The following is a 25,470-nucleotide window of genomic DNA, read 5'->3' as shown; positions in this document are numbered from 1 at the left end:
AGGGGTGATGTATGGAAGCATCAAACAAATCACAGGTCATGCTGCGTGCTTTTAGTTCTAGAAATTTTCGCCTGTACTACACAGGTCAGGCAATTTCTCTAATTGGTACGTCAATGACTCAAGTGGCTACTAGTTGGTTAGTATATCGCCTCACCGATTCCGCTTGGTTACTAGGTCTAGTGGGCTTTGCCAGCCAAATCCCCACACTTCTATTGATTCCTCTGGGTGGAATCATTGCCGATCGCACCAACCGCCATCGCATTCTGCTTGTCGCCCAGATTTTGGGAATGCTTCAGTCTTTGGCTCTGACATGGCTGGCTCTGAGCGGTACTATTAACGTCTGGCACATTGTACTTCTTGGTGTACTGCAAGGGATAATTAACGCCTTCGATATTCCCACCCGACAAGCATTTCTACCGGAAACGGTCAGTAAAGAAAATCTTGGTAATGCGATCGCCTTGTACTCCTCCCTTGTCAGCGTTTCACTTATGGTTGGGCCTGCGATCGCAGGCTTGTTAATTGCGGCCATTGGTTCAGGCGCTTGTTTCCTAATTGATACTATCAGTTACATTGCCGTAATTATTGCCCTCCTAGCAATGCACCTTGCCCCCAAAAAAGTCGTTATTTCCACACGGAAACCCTTAGAAGAATTGAAAACTAGTTTTAACTACGCTTTCGGGTTTTTGCCAATTCGCTCAGTTTTGATTGGTTCGGCTTTAGTCTGCTGCGTGTGGGGATTTTATTTAGCTTTGGGGCCGATTTTTGCCAAGGAAATTTTGCAAGGTGGCCCTAACATCTTCGGCTTCTTGATGACAGCTTCCAGTTTGGGAACCTTAGCAGGTGGTATTTATTTAACTAAGCATAGCAATGTACTGGAATCGGGTAAAGTTCTAGCATTGGGTATAGGTTTTATGGGAATAAGCTTAATTATCTTTGCCCTATCCCGTGTATTCTGGCTTTCGCTGTTCTCATTATTAGCAGCTGGTTTCAGCTTTATTTTGCAGATAATTGCCGGACGCACTTTGCTTCAGTTGTTGGTGAGCGATGAAAATCGCGGGCAAATTACAGGTCTTTACGTTATGGCATCTACAGGCGCATTTGCTATCGGCAACTTAATAGCTGGCGCACTAGCAAGCAAAATTGGTAGTAGCAATACTGTCATCCTTGGTGCAAGTATTTGTATTGCAGGCTCAATTTTCTTTATGCAGCAAATCTCCATCTTCCGCGATCTGGTTCGTCTGAATTTACGTACTGGAGGAGCTTAAAAGAAAAATAGCTCTGACGATTTAAAAGAGTGCATAATCAGCCATAACATCAAAAATTGGTAACAACAATGACTACTATAAATGACCCTGCTGTTGTAGCTGAAGTAACCGATTTGTACCTCAAATACGAAGAAGCCCTTTCTAATAACAATTTGGAGGTGATGGATAGCTTGTTTTGGGATGCGGTTGAAGTCGTGCGCTTTGGAATCACAGAAAACCTCTATGGTAGCGATGAAATTCGTAACTTTCGTCAGAATCGACCCAACCCGAAAATAGAGCGAGAAATCTCGAATCTCAAGGTTGTCACCTTTGGGAAAGATGCAGCAACAGTGACATTAGAATTTCGCCGGATTATCAATGGTGTAGAGCGTTTCGGGCGACAAAGCCAGACTTGGTATAGGTTTACCGAAGGCTGGAAGGTGGTTTCAGCCCATGTTTCATTATTGCCAGTGTGAATTTTAAAAATTAATTTTGAATTTTGAATTTTGAATTTTGAATTCGGAGCGAAGCGACGTGACTAGCATTACCGAAATTGCCCCAGATATCTATCGCATCTCAACCTATGACCCAAAAATAGATATGCAATTCATCCAGTTTTTAGTGAAGGATGAAGAACCATTATTATTTCATACGGGTTTAAAGGGGATGTTTTCACTAGTACATGATGCAGTGGCAAAGATTATTGATCCATCACAAATTCGCTGGATTAGCTTTAGCCATTTTGAAGCTGATGAATGTGGATCGCTAAATGAATGGCTATCCATTGCGCCAAATGCTCAGACAGTTTGTAGCCCCATAGCAGCCTTTGTGAGTGTAGATGATTTTGCAATTCGCCCATCCAAAATTATGCAACACGCTGAAGTTTTAAACACTGGTAAATATAGTTTTCAGTTTCACCATACACCACAAGTTCCTCACGGTTGGGATGCAGGATTATTCTTGGAAACTAGTCATAAAACCTTATTTTGCTCAGACCTTTTCCACCAGTTTGGAGATGTGGAAGCAATAACTGAGTCTGATGTGATTGAACGGTTCCGTCAAACAATCGTCAATTATGAAGCCAGTCCTTTTCCCAATTACATACCATATACAACACATACCAATCACATTATCCAGGAATTAGCAGTTCTCAAGCCGCGTACACTGGCGACAATGCATGGTTCAACGTTTGTGGGAGATGGTGAACGTGCATTGCAGGATTTAGCAGTTGTGTTGCGAGAAGTTTTGGTGAAGGAGTAGGCATGACAACTTATCCTATTGCCTCTAGTCCATTATTAGTGCAGCAGGCCGAATTCCTAGCTGCACAACTTGAGTTTACCCAATCCTCACTCCCAGAAGTTGGTCGCCTGTTGCATGTCCTCACCAGCCACATCACACAGGGTCAAATTGGCGAGATTGGTAGCGGGTGTGGAGTTGGTGCAGCGTGGATTGTAAGTGCATTACAGCCAAATAGTACATTCATTACTATTGAAAGCGATCGCCAGTTTGCCAAAGTTGTGCAACAGCTATTTGCAAATAAGTCTAATGTCCGCGCACTTCAAGGCGACTGGCGCGACTTGCTCACCTACGCTCCCTTTGATTTGTTATTTGCCGATGGCGGAAAGGCAAAACTTACAGAACCTCAAACATTGATAACTGCTCTCAAACCTGGAGGCTTCATCTTACTAGACGACCTTACACCCGAAGAATACTGGCCACCAGAATGGCAGGGACGCACAGATCCAATCAGGGAATTTTGGCTCAAAGATCCTCGGATTGCTGCCACAGAAATCCGCGTGACGGCAAAAAATTCAGTAATTCTAGCAACATGCCTTCAATGAAATAATTACTGTAAAAAGCAAACAAATAGAGGTTTAAATATGAAAAATTCATTTGATTGGATTGTATTAAAATCTAGACATTTAATAAAAGATAAATGGATTTCAGTAAGGTCTGATACTTGCCAAATGCCTAATGGAACAATAGTTGACCCCTATTATGTTCTGGAATATCCAACATGGGTAAATGTTGTAGCTTTAACCAAAAATCAGGAAGTTATTTTAGTAAAGCAATATCGCCACGGTCTCAAAAAAACAATTCTAGAGTTGCCCAGTGGTGCTATAGAGATTGAAGATGTTTTACCAGTGGAAGCTGCAAAACGCGAATTATTGGAAGAGACTGGTTACACTAGCAATCATTTTATTGAAACTGGTATATTATCACCAAATCCAGCTACTCATACCAATTTAACCCATTGTTTTTTAACAACAGATGTGGAACGTGTAGCTGATTTAAAGTTAGACAGTACCGAACAAATAGATGTAGTTTTACTGCCTTTAAAAAAAGTTGTTGAAGGTATTGATAAAGGTATGCTACTGCAAACATTACACATTAGTTCATTATTTTTTGCTTTAAAAAAACTTGATAAGATGCAATTTTATTAATCATTTGGCTAGAGTTGTCTTTGTCAATATTTTTACTAAAGGATAAGAGATAAATGACTGCAACCATTTCATTTGATCGCGTTTCTGATATCTACGATGCAACACGAGGATTACCACCTGAGATTTCCGAAGAAATCACAGATTTTATCCTGAATCTAGTTTCAGCAACAACAGAAACTAAATTCTATGAAACAGGTATCGGCACTGGTAGAATTGCTGTCCCCATCGCAAAAAGAGGTTATTCCTACACTGGTGTAGATATCTCTGAAAAAATGTTAGCTGAACTACATCAAAAGCTAGAGGGTGTGTCTCATAAATTAACAGCAATTAAGGGAGATGCAACTTCTCTACCATTTGCTGACAATTCTTTTGATGTGGCGTTGACAGTTCATGTGTTTCACTTGATTTCAGCTTGGAAGCAAGCACTAGCAGAAATTCGTCGAGTCCTCAAACCGGGAGGAATTTACCTCTACACTCACGGTAATATGAATTTCAGCAAAGTTAATGAAGATATGAATCAGGGTAGGTTTGATTTTCAGCAACGTTGGCAAGATATCATTGCTAGCTATAATTACCCTTTACTCTGTTATGGTGCAACAGAAGAAGAAGTTTTAGGTGAGTTGCGCGAACAAGGAGCGAATTTAGAAACAGTTGTTGCTGCCAAATGGCAGCCCGAAGTAACTGTGGGCAAATTGCTTGAATATCATACAAAAAAAGTTAATAGTCATACCTGGCACATCCCAGATGATATCTTTGCCCGTGCAATTCAAGATTTGCAAGACTGGGCTTTGCAACACTACGGCTCTTTAGACTACGATTTGTCTGGTGAAAGAAGGTTCAAGATTGTGGTAGTACGCAACTGGGCTTAATTGCGATAAACAAGTTTGTAGTAAGGACTTTAGTCGTTGTCTTATAGCAATTTTCAGGTATTTGGATCGCGATCGCGCGCGAATTAGTCTAGTTCAATAGACATCTTGCAAAAGTAACTTTTGCCTTGATGTTGGGGAAAGGTGAAAGGTTAAAGGGTAAGGGAAAATTCCATCCTTTCCCCTTTACCCCACAAATGCCAAGAAGTCTAATTACTTGAAAAGCCCTATAAGCACGGAAGTCCTTACTCCGTACCAGGCAAAGATAAACTGGACAATGGCTAAAGGAGGATTCACTAATGATATTGGAAACTCAACGCCTATTCCTGCGGGAAATGACGCTTTCTGACCTCGACGCGCTACTGCTTGTTCTCGGCGATGCAGAATCAATGCGCTACTACCCAAAGCCCTTTGATCGCGAGATGGTGCAAAAGTGGATCGATCGGCATCGCCACAGCTACACACAGCATGGCGTGGGTTTATGGGCGATGGTTCTTAAAGCAACGGGCGAGGTAATTGGCGACTGCGGACTGGTTTGGCAAGAGGTCGAGGGACACCGAGAACTCGAAATTGGTTATCATGTCCGCCGCGACCAACAAATGCAGGGTTACGCCACCGAAGCCGCGTATGCTTGCCAAGACTACGCCTTTAACGTGCTGGGTAGCCCGCGCGTTATTTCCCTGATTCGCCCAGAGAACATCCCCTCTCGGCGCGTAGCTGAGAAGAACGGCCTCAAGGTTGTTCAGAAAACACTCTGGCGCGACATCCCGCACTATATATATGCTGTGCAGCGCTCAGAAAGTAAACTTTTTGCAACAAGCAATTTAGCAGAAACAGAGAAGTTAAAATTCAAGGCGTAGCCGAGGTTTTAGATCCTCTCTTCCCTATCTCCCTTCCAGTATCTAATAAATAAATTAGTGCCTCTACTAAAGCCTGATTCTGTTCATCAGTACCAACAGTAATGCGTAATTTATCATCTAGTCCAGGTTGCTTGAAGTAGCGGATTAAAATTCCCCGTTCCTTCAATTTTTGATAGAGATATTCTGCGTTTCCTTCTCTTGGCTGTGCCAGTAAAAAGTTAGTTTGGGAATCCCAAAGATGAAAACCTAATTGTTTCAAGTCTGTTGCTAATTGATTTCGTGATGCTTTAATCTTTGCTACACAAGCATTTTTATAAGCCTGGTCGGTGATGGCAGCCGTGCCAACTGCACAAGCGATCGCATCAATGTTATAGCTATCTTTAACCTTAAACAATCCCTGCAAAAGTTTGGGATTCGCCACCCCAAAACCCAATCGTAATCCTGCCAACGAGTACCCCTTAGATAATGTCCGAATCACGATGACGTTTTCGTATTCCTTTACCAAAGCCAATGCATTCTCTTCAGTAAAATCTATATATGCTTCATCAATCACTAAAACTCCAGATAACTGGCTGGCTAATTTTCGCAAGTCATCTGTTGCCACCACATTCCCCGATGGACTATTGGGCGACGCAATAAATGTCACAGAACCATTGGCAGCAATCAGTTCTTCCAAAGGTAAGCTGTAGTTCTCGCTGTAGGGTATCTCAATAATTTCCGCAGCTTGCATTTCTGTTAATGTGCGATATAGCACATAAGTTGGCATCGGATAAACTACCTTTTTACCAGGTTCTGCACAGGCTCGAATTAGCACACTCAACAATTCGTCACTACCATTTCCGACAATTATCCAATCACTAGGAACTCCTAAAACTTGACTTGCAGCTTCCCGGAACTCGCCCCCAAAAGGTTCTGGATACCGCCGCAACCATTCACCATCAATATTCCGCAGTACAGCTAATGCCGCAGGCGAAGGAGGATATGGGTTCTCATTGCTGTTAAGTTTAATAATCTGTGTACCGCGTTGAGGCTGCTCACCGGGAACATAGCTAGCCATTGCATCAACATTAGAGCGAAAGTAGTTGGTCATTGGGCACTTGTACTGAGCTTGTCCTGAGTTTCGACTACGCTCAACTACCGCGTAGTCGTTGGCGCAGCCTCTCGTAGAGAAGGGCGTAGCCGAAGTATTGGGCATTGGGCATTGGGTGGGATGTCTTACGCCTACGCACTTCATAGCGTATTTTAAGCAAATTTCAACCCACAATTTCTGACGATATCGTTTTTTGTCGTTTATATCAAAAAATCTGCCTCTATAAATTACGAATTAGGAATTATAAAAATATGCCAGATAAATGGAATCCAGAACTATACGAACGATTTCAAGCTGAAAGAAGTCGTCCATTCTACGACTTAGTAGATATGGTACATCGGCAAGAAAACTTACGAGTTCTCGATTTAGGATGTGGAACCGGAAAGTTAACGAAGTATCTGCATGACACATTAGCAGCACAAGAAACTTTAGGGATAGATGCTTCTGAAAAAATGCTGCAAAAGGCGCGTCAGTTTGAAGGTAACGGATTACGGTTTGAGCAAGGACGAATTGAGGAAAACTCAGGAGATGGGGAGTTTGATGTGGTATTTTCTAATGCAGCATTGCAGTGGTTGACGGAACATGAGGCGTTATTTGAGAAATTGCGGGCAAAACTGCAACCTGGTGGACAGCTTGCTGTACAAATACCAACTATGGATAGTGAGCCAGTGCATCAGATAGCAGTTGAGACTGCAAAGGAATTTAGTCAAGAGTTGGGAGGATATGTGCGGCGCTTAGAGGTACTTCCCCCAGAAACATACGCCAGACTGCTTTATAAATTGGGGTTTGTCCAGCAGGAAGTCAAGCTTCAAATCTATGGGCATGTGTTGCCTTCACGAGAAGCCGTGGTGGAGTGGTATCGCGGGACATTGCTAACGGCTTATGAGTCCCAACTGGATGCTCATAGGTTTGAGCAATTTGTGGAACGCTATCAGCAGAAGCTGTTCGAGTTGCTAGAGGATGAGCGTCCGTTCTTTTTTCCCTATCAACGGATTTTAATGTGGGGGCGTATTTAAACTAGCCAATCAAAGAAAGATTTATGACCGATTTTGATAAAAGTCCCTGGCATTAAGTATCAAGAAGTATGAAATTTTATATGATTTAAGTAACTGGTTCTAATACAGACTTAAAGCCACACATTTTCAAGTCACAGCTTCTTAAGCAAACTTAATTTCACTCATGTATGGTATGAAACCTTCTACTGATACGATGAGATGATTCTATAAGTATTGATCCCCTCTGAATCTAGAAAATGAAATTACTCAATGACTTTCAAGTGTACTGGAAAGATACTTTAGTTTGCTGCTTAAATGTAGTGGCATTGAGCGGATGCATGAGTGCGTTAGCAGAGCTTACCGTAGGTATCGCACTTTTTGAGAAACCTGTCTTTGCTCAGAGTAAAATCATCCCCGACAATAGTCTTGGCGCTGAAAGTTCTGGTGTTGTACCTTTTGATAGTTTTGGTTTACCAGTGGATGTGATTAATCGTGGGGCGATTCGCCAAACCAACTTATTTCATAGTTTTCAAGAGTTTAATGTTGGCGAAGGTCGAGATGTTTATTTTGTAAACCCTAGCAACAATATCCAAAATATTATAGCTCGCGTTACAGGTCAAAATCGCTCAGATATCTTTGGTACTCTTGGGATTTTCAATGCTACTGGTGTCACTTCCAATCCTAATTTGTTTTTAATGAATCCCAATGGTATTGTGTTTGGGAAAAATGCCAGCTTGGATGTACCAGCTTCTTTTGTGGGGACAACAGCAAACGGGATTCAGTTTGGGAATCAGGGGGTTTTTAGTGCGACAAATCCAGAAGCCCCACCGTTGTTAACTGTGAATCCTTCGGCGTTGTTATTTAATCAAATTAATAAAAATGCAGCGATTCAAAATAACTCAGTTGCACGTGCAGGAACAGATCCAGCAGGCTTAAAGACATTTGGTTTACGAGTACCAGATGGCAAGAGTTTATTGCTGGTGGGTGGTAACGTCAACATCAATGATGGGGAATTAAATGCTTATGGTGGGAGAATTGAGTTAGGAGGATTGGCGGAATCTGGAAATGTAAATCTTTTCATTGATGGGGATAATTTGAAGTTGACATTTCCTGAAAATGTCACTCGTGCTGATGTATCACTTACTAATCAAGCATTTGTGTTGGTACAAGGGGCTGATGGCGGTAATATTGCAGTCAATGCTCAAAATATTAATGTTTTAGGAAATAGTCAAATTATTGCTGGTATTGCAGAAGGTATAGGGACACCTGAAAGCCAAGCAGGAGACATAACCCTGAATGCGACAGGAGTAATCCAACTAAAAGATGGGGGTGTAATAGGAAACAGATTGTTTGAAAATGCCACTGGTGAAGCTGGTGATATTAACATCACAACTAATTCCCTAGAATTATCTAGTGGTGGACAAATAAGTACTAGCACTTTTGGACAAGGTAACGCTGGAAATATTCTAATTCAGGCAGGCGATCGCGTTGCCATTGATGGTAGAAATGTAGATAGTGAAGGTTTTAGAAGTGGGATTTTTAGTAGTGTACAGCAAAATGCACAAGGAAATGCAGGTGATATTGTCATCTCAACAAAGGTTTTAGACGTATCAAATGCGGGAACATTGCAGACTGTCACTTTTGGGATCGGAGATGCAGGTAATATTAAACTTGAAGCAGGGGATCGCATTTCTTTTAAAGGTAGTGTCTCTTCTGAAGCAGGAGGCTTTTTACCTGGTACGAATAATCCTGCTGATATCCCATTCGGAAGTAGGGCTATAAGTGATGTTGCTCCAGGGGGTAGAGGTAAAGGTGGAAATATTACTATCTCTACGAATATTTTAGAAATGTCCGACAGCGCACAACTACAAGCTAGAACTTTAGGTACAGGGGATGCGGGTAATATTGCTATTCAGGCAAACGAGCGGGCTTCAATCAATAATAGTAATATCTTAACTGGTACATTCGGTATCCAAGGTAAGGCTGGCGATATTCGGATTTCCACAAACACTTTAGAAGTATCGAATAGAGCTTTTATAAGTTCTAGCACAGCACGTATTATAGATGCTGATACAGGCATTGGAGATGCTGGGAATGTGAATATTGAAGCACTCAACCGCGTATTTCTCAACAACAGCAGTATCTCTACTACTGTAGGGGTGAATGAGGAAATAAGCGGGCAGGGTAAGGGAGGCGATATTCGGATTTCCACAAATGCACTGGAAATGTCCAATAATGCCGAGCTAAATTCAAGTACATACGGACTTGGAAATGCAGGCGATGTAGTAGTAGAAGCAGAGAAATCAGTTGAATTAGATAGTAGTAATATATTTGCTGGTGTAGGAGAAACTAGTATCAGCAATGGCGGTAATATCCGCGTTAAAACAGGGTTTTTATCGCTAAAAAATGAAGCATATATAAGTGCTGCTACCGCAGGATATGGCAGAAGTGGAAATATTGATGTCAACACTGAGCGTTTAGTCGCTCAAGATGGAGCAGCTATTTTTAGCGGTACTTTTGATGGTAGTTCAGGTGCAGGAGGTAATTTAAATATTATTGCCTCTGATTCTGTAGAAGTAACTGGAACCACCGCAGATAGTAACTTTGCTACTTCCATCGGCACTAAAAGTTTTGGTTCTGGTAATGCTGGAAATGTGAGTATTGATACGAAACAACTACTAGTTACAAACGGCGGAACAGTTCAAACGGAAACATCTGGTTTAGGCAAAGCAGGAACCTTACAAATTAACGCTTCTGACTCTGTAGAAGTTGTTGGTACTGCACCCAATGAAAGTTTTGTGAGTGGAATAAGTTCTGAAAATGAAGGCTCAGGCGGCGCTGGAGAAATAAATATTACTACTGGGCGTTTAATAACCCAGAATAGAGGACAAATTGCTGCTGGTACGCGCTCAGGAGATACAGGGAATGGCGCAGATATTAATATTCAAGCCCGCGATCGCATTTCTCTCGATTACGGAGGGGGTATATTTAGCGATATTTTAACTGGGGCTGGAGGTAATGGTGGCAATATTAATATTGACACTAGGTTATTGTCTGTTAGTAATGGCGCTTTAATTAGCACGGCTTCTATAGGTAGAGGAAAGCCAGGAAATATAAAAATTCACGCATCTGATTCTGTTTCTTTCGATGGGAAACTTGAGCTTCCTAGCGGAATACAAAGTTTTGCAGGAATTGATTCTACAGGTAAAGGTGGTGATATTAATATCACCACCGGAACAATGTTCATAACCAATGGTGCTGAGTTAAATGCTCTCACTGCTAGTAAAGAACCTGCTGGCAATATTTTCTTAAATATTGGGGGAAATTTACAAATAAGCAATGGCGAAATTACAACTCAATCTTTGGAATCTTCAGGAGGTAGTATAAACATTACAGCTAAAAATATTCGTCTTAATAGCAGCAGCAATATTAGAAGTAATGTCTCCGATGGCTCTGGAGGCGGTGGTAATATTACACTTTTAGCCGACTCTATTTTTAGCTCAGATGACAGTGATATTTTCACGTTTGCAACTAGTGGTAAGGGTGGCAATATTACACTCACGGCTAACTCTATCATTGCCTTGAACGACAGTGATATTTTGGCATTCTCTCTTGATGGCCAAGGAGGGAATATCACTCTTAATACTCCGGCATTTTTTGGTCAGAACTATCGCCCTGCACCTAATAGCATTGATATTTCTACAGAACGTAACGATCGAGTAGACATTAACGCCAGTGGTGCTGTTTCTGGGGTTATCTCCTTACCCGACACTACATTTATCCAAAATAGCCTAACCGATTTACCACAAAACGCGATCGATACCAACGCACTCATTGTTAATAGCTGCATTTCACGCGGCAGCAAGCGACAAGAAAACTCTTTTACCATTACAGGTTCCGGTGCTTTACGCAATAGTCCAGGAGATGTGTTAATTTCAGCCTATACAACTGGTGATGTACGTAGTGTGGAACCAACACCACGTCCTTGGAAAAAAGGCGACCCAATAATTGAACCACAAGGATTATATCGATTACCCAATGGGCAATTAATCTTGAGTCGAAGTTGTTAAACAGTAATATTGCACATATCGGAAAAATCCTATATGCAGTTTTCTGCAAAATGGGACGCATAATCATGCGATCGCACCATCCAATTCATGCAACTATATATGCATAAATGGTGAATGCATTACTTAGTCATCTCCCTTAATCTGAGTATTAAAGAAACGGTTAATGAATCGAAAAACAACAAAAATCATCAATTTATCAACCGTTGCTGATGAAATTGTCGTTATTTTTTAACTCACATTAGAGGTTGATTATGTTTTCTCAACTAGTTCGCAATACTGTTTTAGCAACATCTTTGAGATTACCGAATTTCAAACAAACTACTTCCATAGCAATTTTAGTAGCTGGAATTGGATTGTTTGGTATTAAGTCAGTAGATGCCAGAAATGCCTTACTACAAACACCAGAGGTTTCTCAATCTTCATCATACACGATCGCACAAATTGTAGATGCAAATTCTCCAATTTACGGCAGTTGGAAGCTAAGATATAGCGTTGATGGAATCGTTTATCAAAGCGTGCTGGTGATGGAGGGATATTCAGGAGCGATGAGAACTAGATATTTTGAGCCTGGGATAAATAAGAAGCAAGTTATAGACCAGCAAGTTAGCCTTAAATCTTCTCCTCAAGGATTAGTCTTATTAGGATATAACCCTGTCTATGCTGGAACTTCCACAAGGCACCCTACTTATGCTGCTGATAATTTTTTGTTTTCTATTGAGCCAGATGGTTCATTAACAGCGTATACTTGCGATGATCTCCGACGATGCTCGGCTGTAGATGTGGAAGAGATGGTATCTCAATCCTAAATAAAGATGGCGCAAATTATTTGCCTTTCAAGTTCCCTGGTGATTAGTGAACTGACAAATAGGCGCTTGCGCTATCATATATTTTTTTATTAATGCATTTATTGTCTTATTTATCAATACGTAAGTGCTAAATATTAGAATGGTCAAATTGGATCTTGATGATTGCATAAAGGTGCAATCATCAAGCAACCCATCATGGTATTTTAATTGAAGTGATAATACTTGATAAATATCTAATTAGTAATGCGATCGCTAAGTCAGATAGTGGAAATAAATAGATGTGTATTACGCAGCATAAATATATCTAAAACCCTTACCAATGACAAATAATCACCCTTCAAAATCGTAAATAAGCAATGGGTTCCTACCTTCAGTTTCAAAAGCTTTTTTTCATATTACTTTCCTGCATCAGCATTACTCCACTTGCAGCATTTGCACAATCGACACCCCCATCGGGAGTTACAATTCCCCCCGATACACCAGGGAAAGTCGAAGAAACTCAACCTCAACCATTACCTACACCAACTGTTCCACCCACACCACCTACACCAACTGTCCCTATACTTCCATCACCCCCACAGGAAAATCTACCCGATAACAACTTTCCTAGCGGTGAAAGTTTTTTTGTCAAAGAAATTCAAGTTAGAGGCTATTCTGTTTTAGAAGATGAAATCATTAAGTTAAAACAGCCTTTAGAAAATAAAGAAATCACATTTGAGCAGTTATTGCAACTGCGATCGCAAATCACTAAACTCTATGTTGATCATGGCTATATCACTAGTGGTGCATTTATTTCCAACAATCAAAATGTCGCTAGCGGTATCGTGCAAATCCAAGTTGTGGAAGGCGAACTCGAAGGAATTTCCATTTTAGGGTTACAAAGATTGCAACCTGGATATGTGCGTTCCCGGATTGAACGGCTTGCAGGTAAGCCTTTAAATCAAAAAAGTCTCGAACAAGCGCTACAATTATTACAACTAGACCCGGTGATTCAACGAGTTAATGCCGAGTTAACCGCAGGTAGCACTCCCGGAAATAATATTTTACAGGTGACAATTACCGAAGCGCCACCATTCCATCTTGGGGTTACTTTTGCAAATAACCAATCAACTAGCGTAGGCTCAGAACAAGGGAGCGTTTTTATTGCTCACGATAATTTATTAGGGTTGGGAGATCAATTTAGTGCCGAATATGGTGCTACTGAAGGTTTAGACATTTACAATATCAATTATTCTATTCCCTTTAACGCCCTAGATGGAACCATTGGTGTCCGCTACAGCAACAGTGCTAGCCGCATTATTGAAAGCGAATTTCGGGACTTAAATATCCGCAGCGAAGCCGAAACTCTTTCTTTTAACGTCCGTCAACCGCTAATCCACACGCCAAACAGGGAATTTGCTCTTGGTTTAGCCTTCGATTTACGGCGCAGTCAAACCTACATACTCAATGATATCCCCTTCTCCTTTACCGAAGGGCCCGAAAATGGGGAATCAAGAGTTACGGTAATCCGCTTTACGCAAGATTGGTTACAACGTAATGCTAACAGTGTCTTAGCGGCGCGATCGCAATTTAGTTTTGGGATTGATGCCTTTGATGCAACCATCAACGATAGCGGTACTGATGGGCGTTTTTTCTCTTGGGTGGGACAATTTCAATGGGTACAACGGCTATCTCCCCGGATTTTGATGCTGGCTAAAGTTAACACTCAACTTACTCCCGATTCCTTGCTTTCGTTAGAAAAAATTAGCATTGGGGGAGTTGATACAGTGCGCGGTTATGGTCAAAATCAAATTGTTGCTGACAATGGGGTAGTTGGAGGTGTAGAAGTTCGGATTCCTCTGGCATCGAGTATAGAGACATTACAGCTAATACCATTTTTTGACATCGGTACAGCTTGGAATAATCGCGGTATTAATGCCGACCCGCAAACTATTGCCAGCTTGGGGTTGGGCTTAAATTGGCAACCTTTTAACGGTTTGGTATTGCGTGCAGACTATGGTATACCATTAATGGGAACAAGCGATCGCGGTAGTTCACTGCAAGATAACGGCTTTAATTTTTCAGTACGATATCAGCCTTTTTAAAAGCAAGATTTCTAGACTGAGTAGGTAGGCATATAGATTTAGCTGATATTTTTACCCACCAAACTCATTAACTGCTTATCCAACTCGATGAGATAATCTCTACCGTAAGCTCCATTTTCTAAGCCTGTGACAAGATGATTGGGGATGTCTTGTCTAATTTCCTCGCTACAAGAACCAGCAGCTAAGGCGATCGCAGCTACTGTATCCACATCCCCGGTAAAAGCAATACAATCTTGTAAAAGTTCGCTCATAGTGTCATTTCGCATCACCGCAGTAATCGCTGCTCTGACACTCATCCAGCCTTTAGACTTCACCTTCCCTTCCCACGGTTTAGACCATTCCCCAGATACATAACCTTTGAGAAACTGTCCTAATTTGCGTTTTTCTCCCAGTCGATAGATAAAATAATGTGACATTAAGGCAGCAGCAACGGCAGCATTGATCCCATCGGGTGTATTGTGAGTAATTGCTGCTTGAATTGTTGCTGCCTCAATCACTTTTTCTGGTGTCGGATAGATGCCAATAGGTGTTGCACGCATCGCTCCACCGCTTTTGTCACTATCAGGGTTAATTTTCGTTAAAAACTCTTCCCCATCCTGAATTTCTCTCAGAAAATGGTAGAAATTTCGAGAATAACCTTCTCTCTCATCGCGTTTGAAGGCTCTAACAAAACTATCGGCTAAAACTTCTGGTGTCCACGGTGTTTGAGCGACAATCACTTCCGCAATGGCAATACTCATCTGGGTATCGTCAGTATAGCTGCCAGGATTGAGTCGAAAACGCGGATGTTCAACGTATCGACTCAAATCATTGTTAACGATCATCTCGTCTGCATATTCAAAGCCTGCACCGTAGGCATCTGCAATCGCTAACTCTAGCAGCATAAGGGTATTAAATTAAAAACGGACGCGCCAGAAAAAAGCTGGAAACTGATTTAGCGTCTACCGGCTCTCCCTCCAGAATAGCCTTTTCTAACTCTTCGGGAGTCAAAAACACAGTTTCGATATCCTCGTCTCCATCTTGTGGTGGCGGTGTCTCCAGCTTTTCTAAATCTCGCGCCAGAAAAGCATAGATAATTTCATCAGAATAGCCAGGAGCTAGGAAAAATTCGCCTAGTTTGTCCCATTTTTGGGCACTATAGCCAGTTTCTTCTTCGATTTCACGCTGTATTGTTTCTAAAGGCTCTTCATTTGCTTCCACAGTTCCCGCCGGAAATTCTAATATCCGTCCCTGAATTGCAAAACGATACTGGCGCACCAGTATAAGTTTGCCCTCTGGTGTCACTGGCACAGCTAGGGCACCACCAGGGTGACGAATACATTCCCATTCTCCTTCTGATTTATTCGGCAAACGCAAGCGATTGACTTCAAAATCAAACTTGCGTCCTTTATAAAACAGGCGTTGTCTTAATAGTTGTGGTAATTCTCTACCTAATGGCATAGTAAAATCTGATTATCTGTGAATACAGAGGCAAAATCAGCGTTCTTCTACCTTTAAGGATGGTAATTTTAATTGCCCATCCATAAATGTACATCAGAACAGTCTACCTCTTTCAGCAGTTCTTTAATAACACACCCGGAAACTGGTTCTACCCAATCTGGGGCAATTTCTGCCAGTGGTACTAACACAAAGGCGCGATCCCGCATTCGTGGATGGGGAATCTGGAGATTTGGTGTATCTAAAATAATGTCATCATATAATAACAAATCTAAATCTAGAACGCGTGGCCCCCAGCGTTCCTGACGCACACGCCCAAATCTGTGTTCAATTCCTAACAAAATTTCTAATAAGTGCTGGGGTAGTATTTCTACCTGCAATGTGACGCAGCCATTTAGGTAATCTGGCTGTGGTGGCCCCACAGCTTTGGTTTGATACCAATTGGATTTCGCTTCTAAGAGAATACCTGGCGTTTGGGCTAAAATCTCTACAGCTGCTTCTAAAATTGTCTGGGAATCGCCGATATTACTACCAAGAGCAAGGGCAGTTCGTCTGGGTTTGGCTTCGCCGTATCCTTTTGTAGGCATCACACTCTCCTGAAGTAAGCCGTTTTCAGCTTGTCTTTGCGGATACTTTGCTGCATCTATTTCAGGAAATGTCAATAGCTTTTAGATTTCTAGTAATTATCAAAATTGCAGTATTTTTACAAAACTAAATTAACAAAATATAAAAAACATTACTTTATGAAGAATTTAGTTAATTATTTATAGGATATTATACTAACACAATAGTAGTGCTATATTCTCCAAAGTTGATTAATGGTGGTTATATAGTTGCTTACTACTTGTTGGAGCGAGGAACTGACGTGGGGAAGCTTACCTCCTGGTTCAAGCGAAGACCAATTAATTTGAGTGACTCTGGACAAGGAGGAACGAATGAGAGCTTACCACCAGCATATCTGGCGCAAACGAGGCAGTTACTGAGCAAAATGAAAATTTTACCATCTAGGATTAGAGCCAATCGGGCAACTGGCGGTAAGCCACTCTATCGCCGCTTCTGGTTTTGGGCAGGCTTGAGTGTAGGTGGTGGGATAGCTGCCTTGATCTACGGCGTCAGTTTAATAGACCGGACTTTGCCAGATCAGTCCGAGTTGAATGTCGTGCTTAGAGAGCAAACACTGACCGTTAAAGCTGCTGATGGCACTATATTACAACAACAAGGTGAAGCGACTAGAGAACAGCTAAAGCTGGATCAAATACCAGATAATTTAAAAAAAGCTTTCATCGCCTCAGAAGATAGAAGATTTAGGCAACACAACGGAGTCGATCCGCAAGGAATTGTCAGAGCAGGTTTGAATAATTTGCGATCGCAAGGTGTGGTAGAAGGTGGTAGCACCATCACCCAACAGCTAACGCGGATTCTCTTTTTGAAACAAGAGCAGACAATCTGGCGCAAACTCAAGGAAGTCCGCCTAGCCCAAAAAATGGAGCAAGAATTGACCAAAGATCAGATTCTAGAGCGTTACTTAAATCTGGTTTATTTGGGATCTGGAGCTTACGGTGTGGCAGATGCCGCCTGGGTATACTTTAGTAAAACGCCAGATCAACTTTCCCTCGCGGAAATGGCAACGATTGCTGGATTAGCTCCGGCTCCGAGCTTATATGCTCCAGACAAAAATCCCGAAGCCGCAAAACGGCGGCGGGACTTAGTATTGCTACGGATGCAAGAAGATAAAGTAATTACACCAGAGCAAAGGCAGGCAGCAGTTCAGGAGCCATTAACGCTCAAAAGCAGTTTACCCAAACGAGTCCAAGTAGAATCACCCTACTTTACCAGCTACATCCAAAAAGAATTGCCGAAGTACGTTTCTCCTAATGTGCTAAAAAGTGGGGGTCTAGTAGTAGAAACGACGCTCAACCCGGCTTGGCAGAAGGTGGCAGAAGAAGCAGTCGCCAAAACACTGCGAAATCAAGGACGCTGGGAGAACTTTAAGCAAGCAGCAATGGTAGCCATTGACCCCCGAAACGGTGAAATTAAGGCAATGGTTGGGGGCAAAGACTTTGGTAAAAACCAGTTTAATCGAGTTACCCAGGCACAACGGCAGCCAGGATCGACATTTAAAGGGTTTGTATACGCTACTGCGATCGCTACCGGTAAAAGCCCCTACGATAGCTACGAAGATGCGCCCTTTGTTGTAGACGGCTATGAACCGAAAAACTATAGTGAAAGGTTTCGCGGTTCAATGAACATGAGAGATGCTCTCACCCGCTCTGTTAATATTATTGCGGTGAAAGTGTTGATTGATGTCGGATTTACGCCCACGATTAAACTTGCCCATGATATGGGAATAAAATCTGAACTCAAGCCCACCTATTCCTTAGCACTCGGCTCAAATGAAGTCAATCTGCTAGAGTTGACTAGCGCTTATGGTAGTTTTGCAACTCAGGGATTGCACACAGAACCTCATGGTATTACCCGCATCCTCAACCGCCAAGGCAAAGTGATCTGGTCAGCTAATTTCAAGCCACAACGGGCCCTTGATGCTGATAGCGCCGCCATCATGACTTGGATGCTACGCAACGTCGTAGAAGAAGGCACTGGTGCTGCTGCTCAATTAGGTAATAGACCAGTTGCTGGCAAAACCGGCACCTCCGACGAAGCCCGCGATTTATGGTTTATTGGCTACATTCCCCAGATGGTGACAGGAGTCTGGCTAGGTAACGATGATAACCGCCCCACAGACGGCAGTAGTGGTAGTGCGGCTTACACCTGGCACGAATTTATGGAAAAAGCCGCAGAGGGGATGCCTGTAGAAAAGTTTCCCAAACGGCCCAAGTTAGAAGGTCGCAAAGGCACTATCAAAGCTCAATCCATCAAACCCAAACAAGTGCTAAATCGTTCTATTGCCTCTGATGATGATGACTCAGATGGGGAAAGTGTGAGAAATTCTAATTCTGAAGAGAGTGGTTCATCTAGAAGACGTAGAAGAAGGAGAAGCTATTCTCAAGAAGAACAGCAATCAAGCGATTATACCCCAAGACGGAGAAGGCGCGATCGCAGCGAATCAACTTCCAATAACTCTTCTGAGGAATCATCTACTCCCCGACGGCGTTCTAGAAGAGTAGAATCTGATTCTCCCCCGCCTCGAAGAACTCGGCGAGAGTCTTCTCCGGCAAATAATTCAGGTTCTTCAGGTTCTTCAGATTCTTCGTCACCACAGCCATCCTGGCGGGATAGACTTAGACCTCCTAAAGACTGAGAATTAGGTATTGGGCATAGGAAAGAGGCAGAGGGGCGGAAGGGCAGAGGAGAAAACTCTCCTCCCTTGCTTCCTGTCCTCTGTCCCCTGTCCCCTGTCTCCTGTCTCCTGTCTCCTGTCCCCTGCTCCCTTGCCCCCCTGCCCCCTCATCTCCCTCGCTTTCTGCACTTTTTTATGCAATATGAAGTTGCTCAAACTAAACTACAGAGGGATGTTAGGTGATACGCTCATCTTATAGGGTGTTCAATAGTGTTACCTAACTGTGGAGAATATACTCATGAATTTATTATTTATGCAAACAGCAGCACCAGCTATAGATGCTGCCCCTCATTTTCCTGTTGCTTTTACCTTGGTGTATGTCGTTGGTTTTGTTGCTGCTGTCACCATTGGCTCAATAGCTTGGTACAACTCGAAACGCCCAGCAGGTTGGGAAAGCAAAGAACGTCCTGATTTTGTACCTAAAGTTGATAAAGAAGAAACTCCGGGTGTGGGTGAACCTAAGTAATAAGCAGTGATCAGTGCTGAGTTTAATAATCAAACTTACAGCAGTTTTCATTTATTTTGAACCACATTTTACATTATCTAAAACCCTTGTATAGACGTAGCACTGCTACGTCTATACATTGTTTTTAAATCATATTTCTCACGAAAACTGCTGTAATAAAGTATTAGAAAAATTTTCATTATGGAAACCTACGTTTCAGAAGAAGAACCTCAAAAGGTCAAGCGGTAAATCAGTTCATCAGAAGGTTTGCCTTTAACAAACTCTGCATTGCGATTGATTTTGTGCAAGTGGAACCCAAGCCTCTCGACCACTTTACGGGAGGCAAGATTGTACTCATTCACCGATGCGTGTAGTGTGGATAAGTTAAAGCGTTGTTGGGTTTCGGCAATGACTTGATTATTAACTACGCAAAGAGGTTACATTCATATCGTCGTTCAATCTGCGAATCAGACGGGATAACTCACGAATGATATTCACCGCAATTTCGGGAGTTTCTTCGATCGCATCATATAGTTGCTCTTGCGTCAGTTCTAAAAATTCACAAGGTTCTAGAGTCGTGGCAGTGGCAGATCGAGGTTGAGTATCGAATACTGCCATCTCACCAAAATATTTTCCCTGTTCCACCTCTGCCAACTGTTTATTCCCAATGTGAACTTTAACTCGACCGGAGACGACAATATAGAGCGATCGCCCTTCTTCTCCCTGTCGAAAGATGGTGTAATTAGCTGGGAATGACAATTCGTTCATCACTGAAGTGAGCCGCACAATAAAATCATCCCGCAATTCCTTAAAAATCGGGACTCGCCGGACAAATAATAAACGGTCAACACTGGTTAGCATAATTACAATTTAAAAGTCCAACATTACTGAACATCTAAAAACTGAAGTCAGAGGGCAATTAGTCATATTACCGATGTTGAATGCTAGCCGTCAAGGATATCCGAGCCTTTATCATCTGACAAGGGTTCTCTTCAATAAGAGGATCGCATAGAAGTTTCTCAAACAATAGCTCAGTATTCAATACTACTCATTTTGTGCATTTTGAACTCAGAATTTAGTTTAGGGAAAAGGTTATATCATGTTCGCTTGATTGCTTATTAAACCCGAATCACCCCACCCCCGCCAAACCTACGCTTTGTCTCCCCTCCCGAAGAGCCTATCCATTACCCGGATCTTTCTTAACATTTGCGAGAGTCTTGACTCAGGTTGTTATAACTCTGATTCGTTTGTTGTTCATTCTCAATAAAAACGCAGTTTTAGCGAGAAGATTAAAAGCGAATTTGTCAAGGGTTTTAAGATTGTAAAGAAAGATGTAGATAACGCATAGCCGAAGAGCGGGGAGGGGATTAAGGGGAGCTAGTGCGGTCTTCTCCCATTCGTGAGAGGCTAGCGCCAAGGGGTCTCCCCAAGTGGAGCATCTGGTGGGTGTTGCTGAATCGAGGTATGAATTTGGATGTAGAGACGTTGCAATTGCTAGTCTCTACAAGGATTTTGAAATAACGCAAAATTATTTTTTATACCGCAATCAGCAACGCCGAGCATCTGGTGTGTGGGGTGCAATGACTGTGGTTAGCATAACTAATTATGCGGACATGATATTAGAGGTTTTTTCTTTCCCCTTCCCCTTTTCCCCTGAAGCGAGAAGTATTGGGGTAGAAATCCCTAAATATATAGTGAAATTGTCAATCACTTTTATTTATCCTTTTAAAAAACAAGAGTATTTGCTCTTATTTGGCTGAAAGCCATAATATTGACTTCATGAGCTCCCAAGGTACCTTGCTGAGAAAAAAATCACCAATTTGATTGGAGGCGATGCCTCTAAAAATTGGGTAATTGGCTGATTAATAACGAATATCGATCGCTTGTCGTTAAGAAAACAGTCACAAAATTTTCTAACCTGCCCTCATATCGAGAAGCAGAGAAGGACTTAAACAAACAGCATTGAATTATCGTGAGCAACAATTATGAGTTGGCTAGTTAGTACATTAATTATTGGAATCTCTGTAGCGTTTGCAACTACCTTTGACGACAACTTATATTTGACAGCTTTCTTCGGAAAAGTCAATCGCAGCTTTCGTCCTAAGCATATTGTTATCGGTGAATTTCTGGGATTTACTACCTTAGTATGTGCTAGTCTCCCTGGTTTCTTTGGCGGTCTGATTATTCCCAGTACCTGGATTGGTTTGCTAGGTTTGCTTCCCGTAGCTATTGGTATCAGTAATCTCATCAATCGAGAAGAAGAACAGACAGTACAAGCTGTATCAGTTGACTTAACCTCTCCTGCAAAATCTACACGCCAGAAGAAATCACTATTAGCAACCATCCGCGATCCGCAAACCTACCGCGTTTCCACTGTCACCATTGCCAATGGAGGAAACAACATTGGAATTTATGTACCGTTGTTTGCCAGTAGCAATCTTCCAAGTTTGAGTGTAATTCTGTGTGTTTGCTATTTCACTGTTGGGGTGTGGTGTTTCCTCTCTTACAACCTGACTCGTAATCCTCTCATGGCTCCCGTTTTAACTCGCTATGGTCGGAAAATCTTCCCCTTTGTCTTAATTTACTTGGGACTGTCTATCTTGATTAAAAGTGAAACATATCGACTTTTACCTAGTCTAGCAATGCTTGGGAACTAAGTATAAGGCGATCGCCCCCCTCCAGTGGATGCTCCACGCGATCGCAATTCTTAATCTGAGTAAAAAAAGTCAGCGATCAGTTCCCATCCAAAAAGATTTATTAATCACTTGAATTTATCAATATGAATAACAATAATATTTGCTCTTATGAATCAACTTATCTAAAGTAAGAATAAAGCACATTATCGATGGCTCTTATAAAAGCAAGCCCACCAATAGGAATCAGATTATGAAGGAACTAATGAATCAATCCAACTCTAAAAAATTAACTCAGTGGCTCGTGACAGCAGTGTTTCTGGTAGTTGTAGCGGGATTTACTCTGCTTATCCAGCCCAGCGCTAGAGCGCAAACACTAACACCATCCATACCTACGGAATCTGAACTAGCTCCAGTTGTGCCGCCAATAGAGCCTGTAACACCACCAGTAATATCTCCGCTTAAATTACCAATAGAGCCTGTAACACCACCAGTAATATCTCCAGTTGTGCCGCCAATAGTGTCAGTAGCAGATAACGTTAGACATTTATTACAAACCAATGAATGTGTCGGCTGTAACCTGGCTGGGGCAATGTTAAAGGACACAAACCTGCAAGCAGCAAACTTGGAAGGTGCTAACTTACAAAATGCAGACTTAGAAAGGGCTAACTTACAGCAAACAAACTTACAAGGGGCTAACTTTCAAGGAGCAGATTTAGGCAAGGTAAACCTTTGGGGAGCAAACCTGGTGGGAGCAAACCTATTTGATGCAGACTTAGAGAAAGCCAACCTACTGGGAGCCAATCTGCAAACCGCTAACCTACAAAACGCAGACTTGGAAGATACAAATCTGACAAATGCAAACATCCAAGGAGCGAACCTAATGGGCGTTGATTTGGGCGATGCAATCAGACCAGAGGGATTTGCTATTCGGTAATTAAACTGAAGTTCTCCGTGCGAGTTGAATAAAAAATATCAAAAGCCTGATTCAGCAATGAATACAGGCTTTAATTAATTCGTAATTCGTAATAAATAGACTTCTTGGCATTTGTAGGGAAAAGGGTAAGGGGGGAATAGCACTAAGATAAATCCAAAGTCTTGTGTTGCCTCGTTCCCAGCCTGGAGTCTGGGAACCCATTTTGCGAGGCTCCGCCTCTTCTTTCTTGATCAGAGGCAGAGCCTCTGGGAACGAGGTTAAACAAGATTTTCAGTCAATTAATTCCAGCAATTCTTTTGTTTTCAAATCAGCCGCTACAGGTTGAGAACATGCAATCTGAGGAGAAATAGAGCAAATCGCCTCTGTGGTTGTTTCAAAACAATTTGATAACCCAATTGTTTGTAACAATCCTGTACGTTCTAGTAGTTGTTGGACTTCGGGTTGTAAACCTGTGAGAATTAAGCGGCAATTGTGCCGTTCCAAGTCATGATAAATATCCTCTAAGGCTACTAATCCAGTTGTGTCCATATTTGGTACAAACCGCAACCGGAGAATTAAATATTTGACTTCCGGTTCATCGCGGAGGAAGGTAGCAAACCGTTCAGCAGCACCAAAAAATACAGGGCCATCTACCCGATAAACGGCAATTTGTTTACCTAATTCCAAAGGAGTACCAGGGGGAAATACTTCGGTTTCAGGTATTTTAGCTAGGCTCAATTCGCTCATACGTTTGATGAACAAGGCTCCGGCTGCAATCAATCCCACTTCGACAGCGAGAACTAAGTCAAACAAGATTGTCACTAGCCAGGTGAGAATCATCACAGCAAAGTCGGAGTAGGTAGCACGCATCAATAAACCAATGGCTTCCCACTCAACCATCCGCAGGCTAACCACCATCAAAATCCCAGCCAGTGCGGCTAAAGGAATCTGTGCTGCTAGGGGTGCTAAAGTTAAAACGATGATGGCTAAGGCAACACCGTGAATTACCCCAGATAGTCGGGTTTTGCCGCCAGAACGGACATTGACAGCAGTCCGAGCGATCGCACCTGTAGCGGGGATGCCCCCAAAAAATGGCACAATCATATTTGCCAAACCTTGACCAATTAATTCGCGATCGCTATTATGTTTCTCGCTGACTGTCATCCCATCAGCCACCACCGCCGATAGCAACGATTCAATACTTCCCAGTGCAGCTAAAGCCAAAGCCGGGTTAATTAGTTCTCGAATCAAGCCAAAATTATTCCAGTGGGGAATACCTTGAGGCATCGGTAAAGATTGAGGAATCGTGCCAATTGTTGGTACATTCAGATGGAAAGCAGAAGCGATCGCAGTTGCTAACACCAGCCCTACTAAAGAACCTGGTATTGTTGTATTGATCCTTGGCCACAAAAGATTGGTAGCAATCACCACAACAGCTAAAGCAACTGCTGCCCAATTAAGAGCTTCTACATGAGTTAGACTTTGCCAAAGTCCGGGCAAAAAATGTTCGCTACGCGGTAATTTTAAACCAAAGAAATTATTTAACTGACCACAAAAAATAATCACGGCAATACCATTAGTAAAACCTGCCGTCACCGGATAGGGAATAAACTTTACTAACTGTCCAAGTTTGGCAACCCCCAAGGCAATTTGGATAATTCCAGCCATCACCCCAGCAATCCAAACTTTCTCAAGGCCGTACTTGGCGACAATTCCCACCAAAACTACAGCCATTGCACCTGTTGGCCCTGTAATCTGTACTGACGAACCACCAAAAATTGCGGCGACAATTCCCGCCACAATCGCGGTGTAAAGTCCCGCCTTCGGTTCCACACCACTGGCCACCGCAAAGGCTAAAGCCAAAGGCAATGCTACCACTGCTGCTGTTAGTCCTCCCGTAAAATCGCCACGCAGCCCACCAAACAAGCTACCCAGCCGTAAAAGCAGTGGTTCTTTGAAGATATTAGATGTTGCCATATCGTCGTTTTCAATTCTTATACACAATTTGCTGAAGCACACACAAATGTTATTCCATCTTTTCAGTAAATTTCATCAGGGTTGTTGATAATTCCCCGATTGCGGGTTTTGGTTCAAGTTCGCTTGCTGATTAATAAAAGCGCAGGCTTACTTGACATAATCGATAGAGTGTGCAGTGTATGGTGTGCGATCGCTACCTAAAGTCTCAGTTACAGAGATAAATTTCTGCTTTAATCCAAACGCACAGCAGCTAGCGCCAGTACAGCCCAAAAATTTGATGTTTTTAAACAAATAAGCCTATTTTT

22 protein-coding genes are annotated in these 25,470 nt (G+C 42.3%); 16 read left to right on the top strand and 6 right to left on the bottom strand.

The features are described 5' to 3' along the window. The first annotated feature begins 11 nt into the window (after positions 1 to 11). The 7 genes from RMX98_RS01320 (at position 12) to RMX98_RS01290 (ending at position 5,414) form a co-directional block, all read left to right on the top strand. Positions 12 to 1,265, top strand: coding sequence for an MFS transporter (locus tag RMX98_RS01320; RefSeq protein WP_322680680.1), 1,254 nt, complete (start codon positions 12 to 14; stop codon positions 1,263 to 1,265). A gap of 68 nt (positions 1,266 to 1,333) precedes the next feature. Continuing rightward, a complete protein-coding gene (hpxZ, locus tag RMX98_RS01315; RefSeq protein WP_322653636.1) occupies positions 1,334 to 1,720 on the top strand; it encodes an oxalurate catabolism protein HpxZ in 387 nt (128 codons plus the stop codon). Positions 1,721 to 1,778: 58 nt separating this feature from the next. Further along, the gene (locus RMX98_RS01310; RefSeq protein ID WP_322680681.1) at positions 1,779 to 2,504 is read left to right on the top strand and encodes a hypothetical protein; all 726 of its coding nucleotides are present in this window, start codon (positions 1,779 to 1,781) and stop codon (positions 2,502 to 2,504) included. 2 nt (positions 2,505 to 2,506) lie between these two features. After that, on the top strand, positions 2,507 to 3,085 hold the full coding sequence (locus RMX98_RS01305; protein ID WP_322680682.1) for an O-methyltransferase: 579 nt from the start codon (positions 2,507 to 2,509) through the stop codon (positions 3,083 to 3,085). A gap of 39 nt (positions 3,086 to 3,124) precedes the next feature. Then, positions 3,125 to 3,688 carry an NUDIX hydrolase gene (locus RMX98_RS01300; protein ID WP_322680683.1) on the top strand — a complete coding sequence of 188 codons (564 nt, stop codon included), beginning with the start codon at positions 3,125 to 3,127 and terminating at the stop codon, positions 3,686 to 3,688. 53 nt (positions 3,689 to 3,741) lie between these two features. Continuing rightward, on the top strand, positions 3,742 to 4,557 hold the full coding sequence (locus RMX98_RS01295) for a class I SAM-dependent methyltransferase (RefSeq protein WP_322680684.1): 816 nt from the start codon (positions 3,742 to 3,744) through the stop codon (positions 4,555 to 4,557). A gap of 296 nt (positions 4,558 to 4,853) precedes the next feature. Continuing rightward, positions 4,854 to 5,414 (top strand): GNAT family N-acetyltransferase, encoded by a 561-nt coding sequence (locus RMX98_RS01290; RefSeq protein WP_322680685.1) that lies wholly within the window; start codon positions 4,854 to 4,856, stop codon positions 5,412 to 5,414. On the opposite strand, the gene hisC is transcribed toward RMX98_RS01290, so the two are convergent. Beyond that, positions 5,404 to 6,504 carry a histidinol-phosphate transaminase gene (gene hisC / locus RMX98_RS01285; RefSeq protein ID WP_322680686.1) on the bottom strand — a complete coding sequence of 367 codons (1,101 nt, stop codon included), beginning with the start codon at positions 6,502 to 6,504 and terminating at the stop codon, positions 5,404 to 5,406. The genes RMX98_RS01290 and hisC overlap by 11 nt on opposite strands. 251 nt (positions 6,505 to 6,755) lie before the next feature. Between hisC and RMX98_RS01280 the strand changes: the two genes are divergently transcribed. The 4 genes from RMX98_RS01280 (at position 6,756) to RMX98_RS01265 (ending at position 14,459) form a co-directional block, all read left to right on the top strand. Beyond that, positions 6,756 to 7,520, top strand: a complete 765-nt coding sequence (locus RMX98_RS01280) for a methyltransferase domain-containing protein (RefSeq protein ID WP_322680687.1) — start codon at positions 6,756 to 6,758, stop codon at positions 7,518 to 7,520. Positions 7,521 to 7,756: 236 nt separating this feature from the next. Beyond that, positions 7,757 to 11,569, top strand: a complete 3,813-nt coding sequence (locus RMX98_RS01275) for a filamentous hemagglutinin N-terminal domain-containing protein (protein ID WP_322680688.1) — start codon at positions 7,757 to 7,759, stop codon at positions 11,567 to 11,569. A 251-nt stretch (positions 11,570 to 11,820) separates the two neighbouring features. Continuing rightward, positions 11,821 to 12,375: a hypothetical protein gene (locus tag RMX98_RS01270; RefSeq protein WP_322680689.1), complete on the top strand. Its 555-nt coding sequence runs from the start codon at positions 11,821 to 11,823 to the stop codon at positions 12,373 to 12,375. A gap of 356 nt (positions 12,376 to 12,731) precedes the next feature. Continuing rightward, positions 12,732 to 14,459, top strand: coding sequence for a ShlB/FhaC/HecB family hemolysin secretion/activation protein (locus RMX98_RS01265; protein ID WP_322680690.1), 1,728 nt, complete (start codon positions 12,732 to 12,734; stop codon positions 14,457 to 14,459). 38 nt (positions 14,460 to 14,497) lie between these two features. Here the strand turns inward: RMX98_RS01265 and RMX98_RS01260 are convergent, their stop codons facing one another. The 3 genes from RMX98_RS01260 to folK form a co-directional block, all read right to left on the bottom strand. Beyond that, positions 14,498 to 15,343 (bottom strand): ADP-ribosylglycohydrolase family protein, encoded by an 846-nt coding sequence (locus RMX98_RS01260; protein WP_322680691.1) that lies wholly within the window; start codon positions 15,341 to 15,343, stop codon positions 14,498 to 14,500. 7 nt (positions 15,344 to 15,350) lie between these two features. Next, positions 15,351 to 15,899, bottom strand: coding sequence for an NUDIX hydrolase (locus RMX98_RS01255; protein ID WP_322680692.1), 549 nt, complete (start codon positions 15,897 to 15,899; stop codon positions 15,351 to 15,353). Between the two features lie 68 nt (positions 15,900 to 15,967). Continuing rightward, on the bottom strand, positions 15,968 to 16,483 hold the full coding sequence (gene folK / locus RMX98_RS01250; RefSeq protein ID WP_322680720.1) for a 2-amino-4-hydroxy-6-hydroxymethyldihydropteridine diphosphokinase: 516 nt from the start codon (positions 16,481 to 16,483) through the stop codon (positions 15,968 to 15,970). 278 nt (positions 16,484 to 16,761) lie between these two features. Here folK and RMX98_RS01245 point away from each other — a divergent pair, with 278 nt between their 5' ends. Together RMX98_RS01245 and psb35 are read left to right on the top strand one after the other, a co-directional pair. Continuing rightward, complete coding sequence (locus RMX98_RS01245; protein ID WP_409880730.1) at positions 16,762 to 19,155, top strand: transglycosylase domain-containing protein; 2,394 nt, start codon at positions 16,762 to 16,764, stop codon at positions 19,153 to 19,155. Positions 19,156 to 19,432: 277 nt separating this feature from the next. Next, positions 19,433 to 19,660 (top strand): photosystem II assembly protein Psb35, encoded by a 228-nt coding sequence (psb35, locus tag RMX98_RS01240; RefSeq protein ID WP_322674798.1) that lies wholly within the window; start codon positions 19,433 to 19,435, stop codon positions 19,658 to 19,660. Between the two features lie 399 nt (positions 19,661 to 20,059). Here psb35 and RMX98_RS01235 read toward each other — a convergent pair whose 3' ends face one another. After that, a complete protein-coding gene (locus RMX98_RS01235) occupies positions 20,060 to 20,500 on the bottom strand; it encodes a Crp/Fnr family transcriptional regulator (RefSeq protein ID WP_069074674.1) in 441 nt (146 codons plus the stop codon). A gap of 581 nt (positions 20,501 to 21,081) precedes the next feature. Here RMX98_RS01235 and RMX98_RS01230 point away from each other — a divergent pair. The 3 genes from RMX98_RS01230 to RMX98_RS01220 all read left to right on the top strand — a co-directional run bounded on the left by RMX98_RS01230 (position 21,082) and on the right by RMX98_RS01220 (position 23,209). After that, positions 21,082 to 21,399: a hypothetical protein gene (locus RMX98_RS01230; RefSeq protein WP_322680693.1), complete on the top strand. Its 318-nt coding sequence runs from the start codon at positions 21,082 to 21,084 to the stop codon at positions 21,397 to 21,399. A 225-nt stretch (positions 21,400 to 21,624) separates the two neighbouring features. Then, on the top strand, positions 21,625 to 22,296 hold the full coding sequence (locus RMX98_RS01225) for a cadmium resistance transporter (protein WP_322680694.1): 672 nt from the start codon (positions 21,625 to 21,627) through the stop codon (positions 22,294 to 22,296). Between the two features lie 241 nt (positions 22,297 to 22,537). Beyond that, positions 22,538 to 23,209: a pentapeptide repeat-containing protein gene (locus tag RMX98_RS01220; RefSeq protein ID WP_322680722.1), complete on the top strand. Its 672-nt coding sequence runs from the start codon at positions 22,538 to 22,540 to the stop codon at positions 23,207 to 23,209. 270 nt (positions 23,210 to 23,479) lie between these two features. Here RMX98_RS01220 and RMX98_RS01215 read toward each other — a convergent pair whose 3' ends face one another. Then, positions 23,480 to 25,165 carry a SulP family inorganic anion transporter gene (locus RMX98_RS01215; RefSeq protein ID WP_322680695.1) on the bottom strand — a complete coding sequence of 562 codons (1,686 nt, stop codon included), beginning with the start codon at positions 25,163 to 25,165 and terminating at the stop codon, positions 23,480 to 23,482. Positions 25,166 to 25,470 lie beyond the last annotated feature (305 nt).

The sequence above is a fragment of the Nostoc sp. DedQUE02 genome (genome assembly GCF_034531035.1).
Classification (GTDB): Bacteria; Cyanobacteriota; Cyanobacteriia; order Cyanobacteriales; family Nostocaceae; genus Nostoc.
Note: the sequence above shows the minus strand (reverse complement) of the source record. Positions and strands in the feature narration are given on the sequence as shown.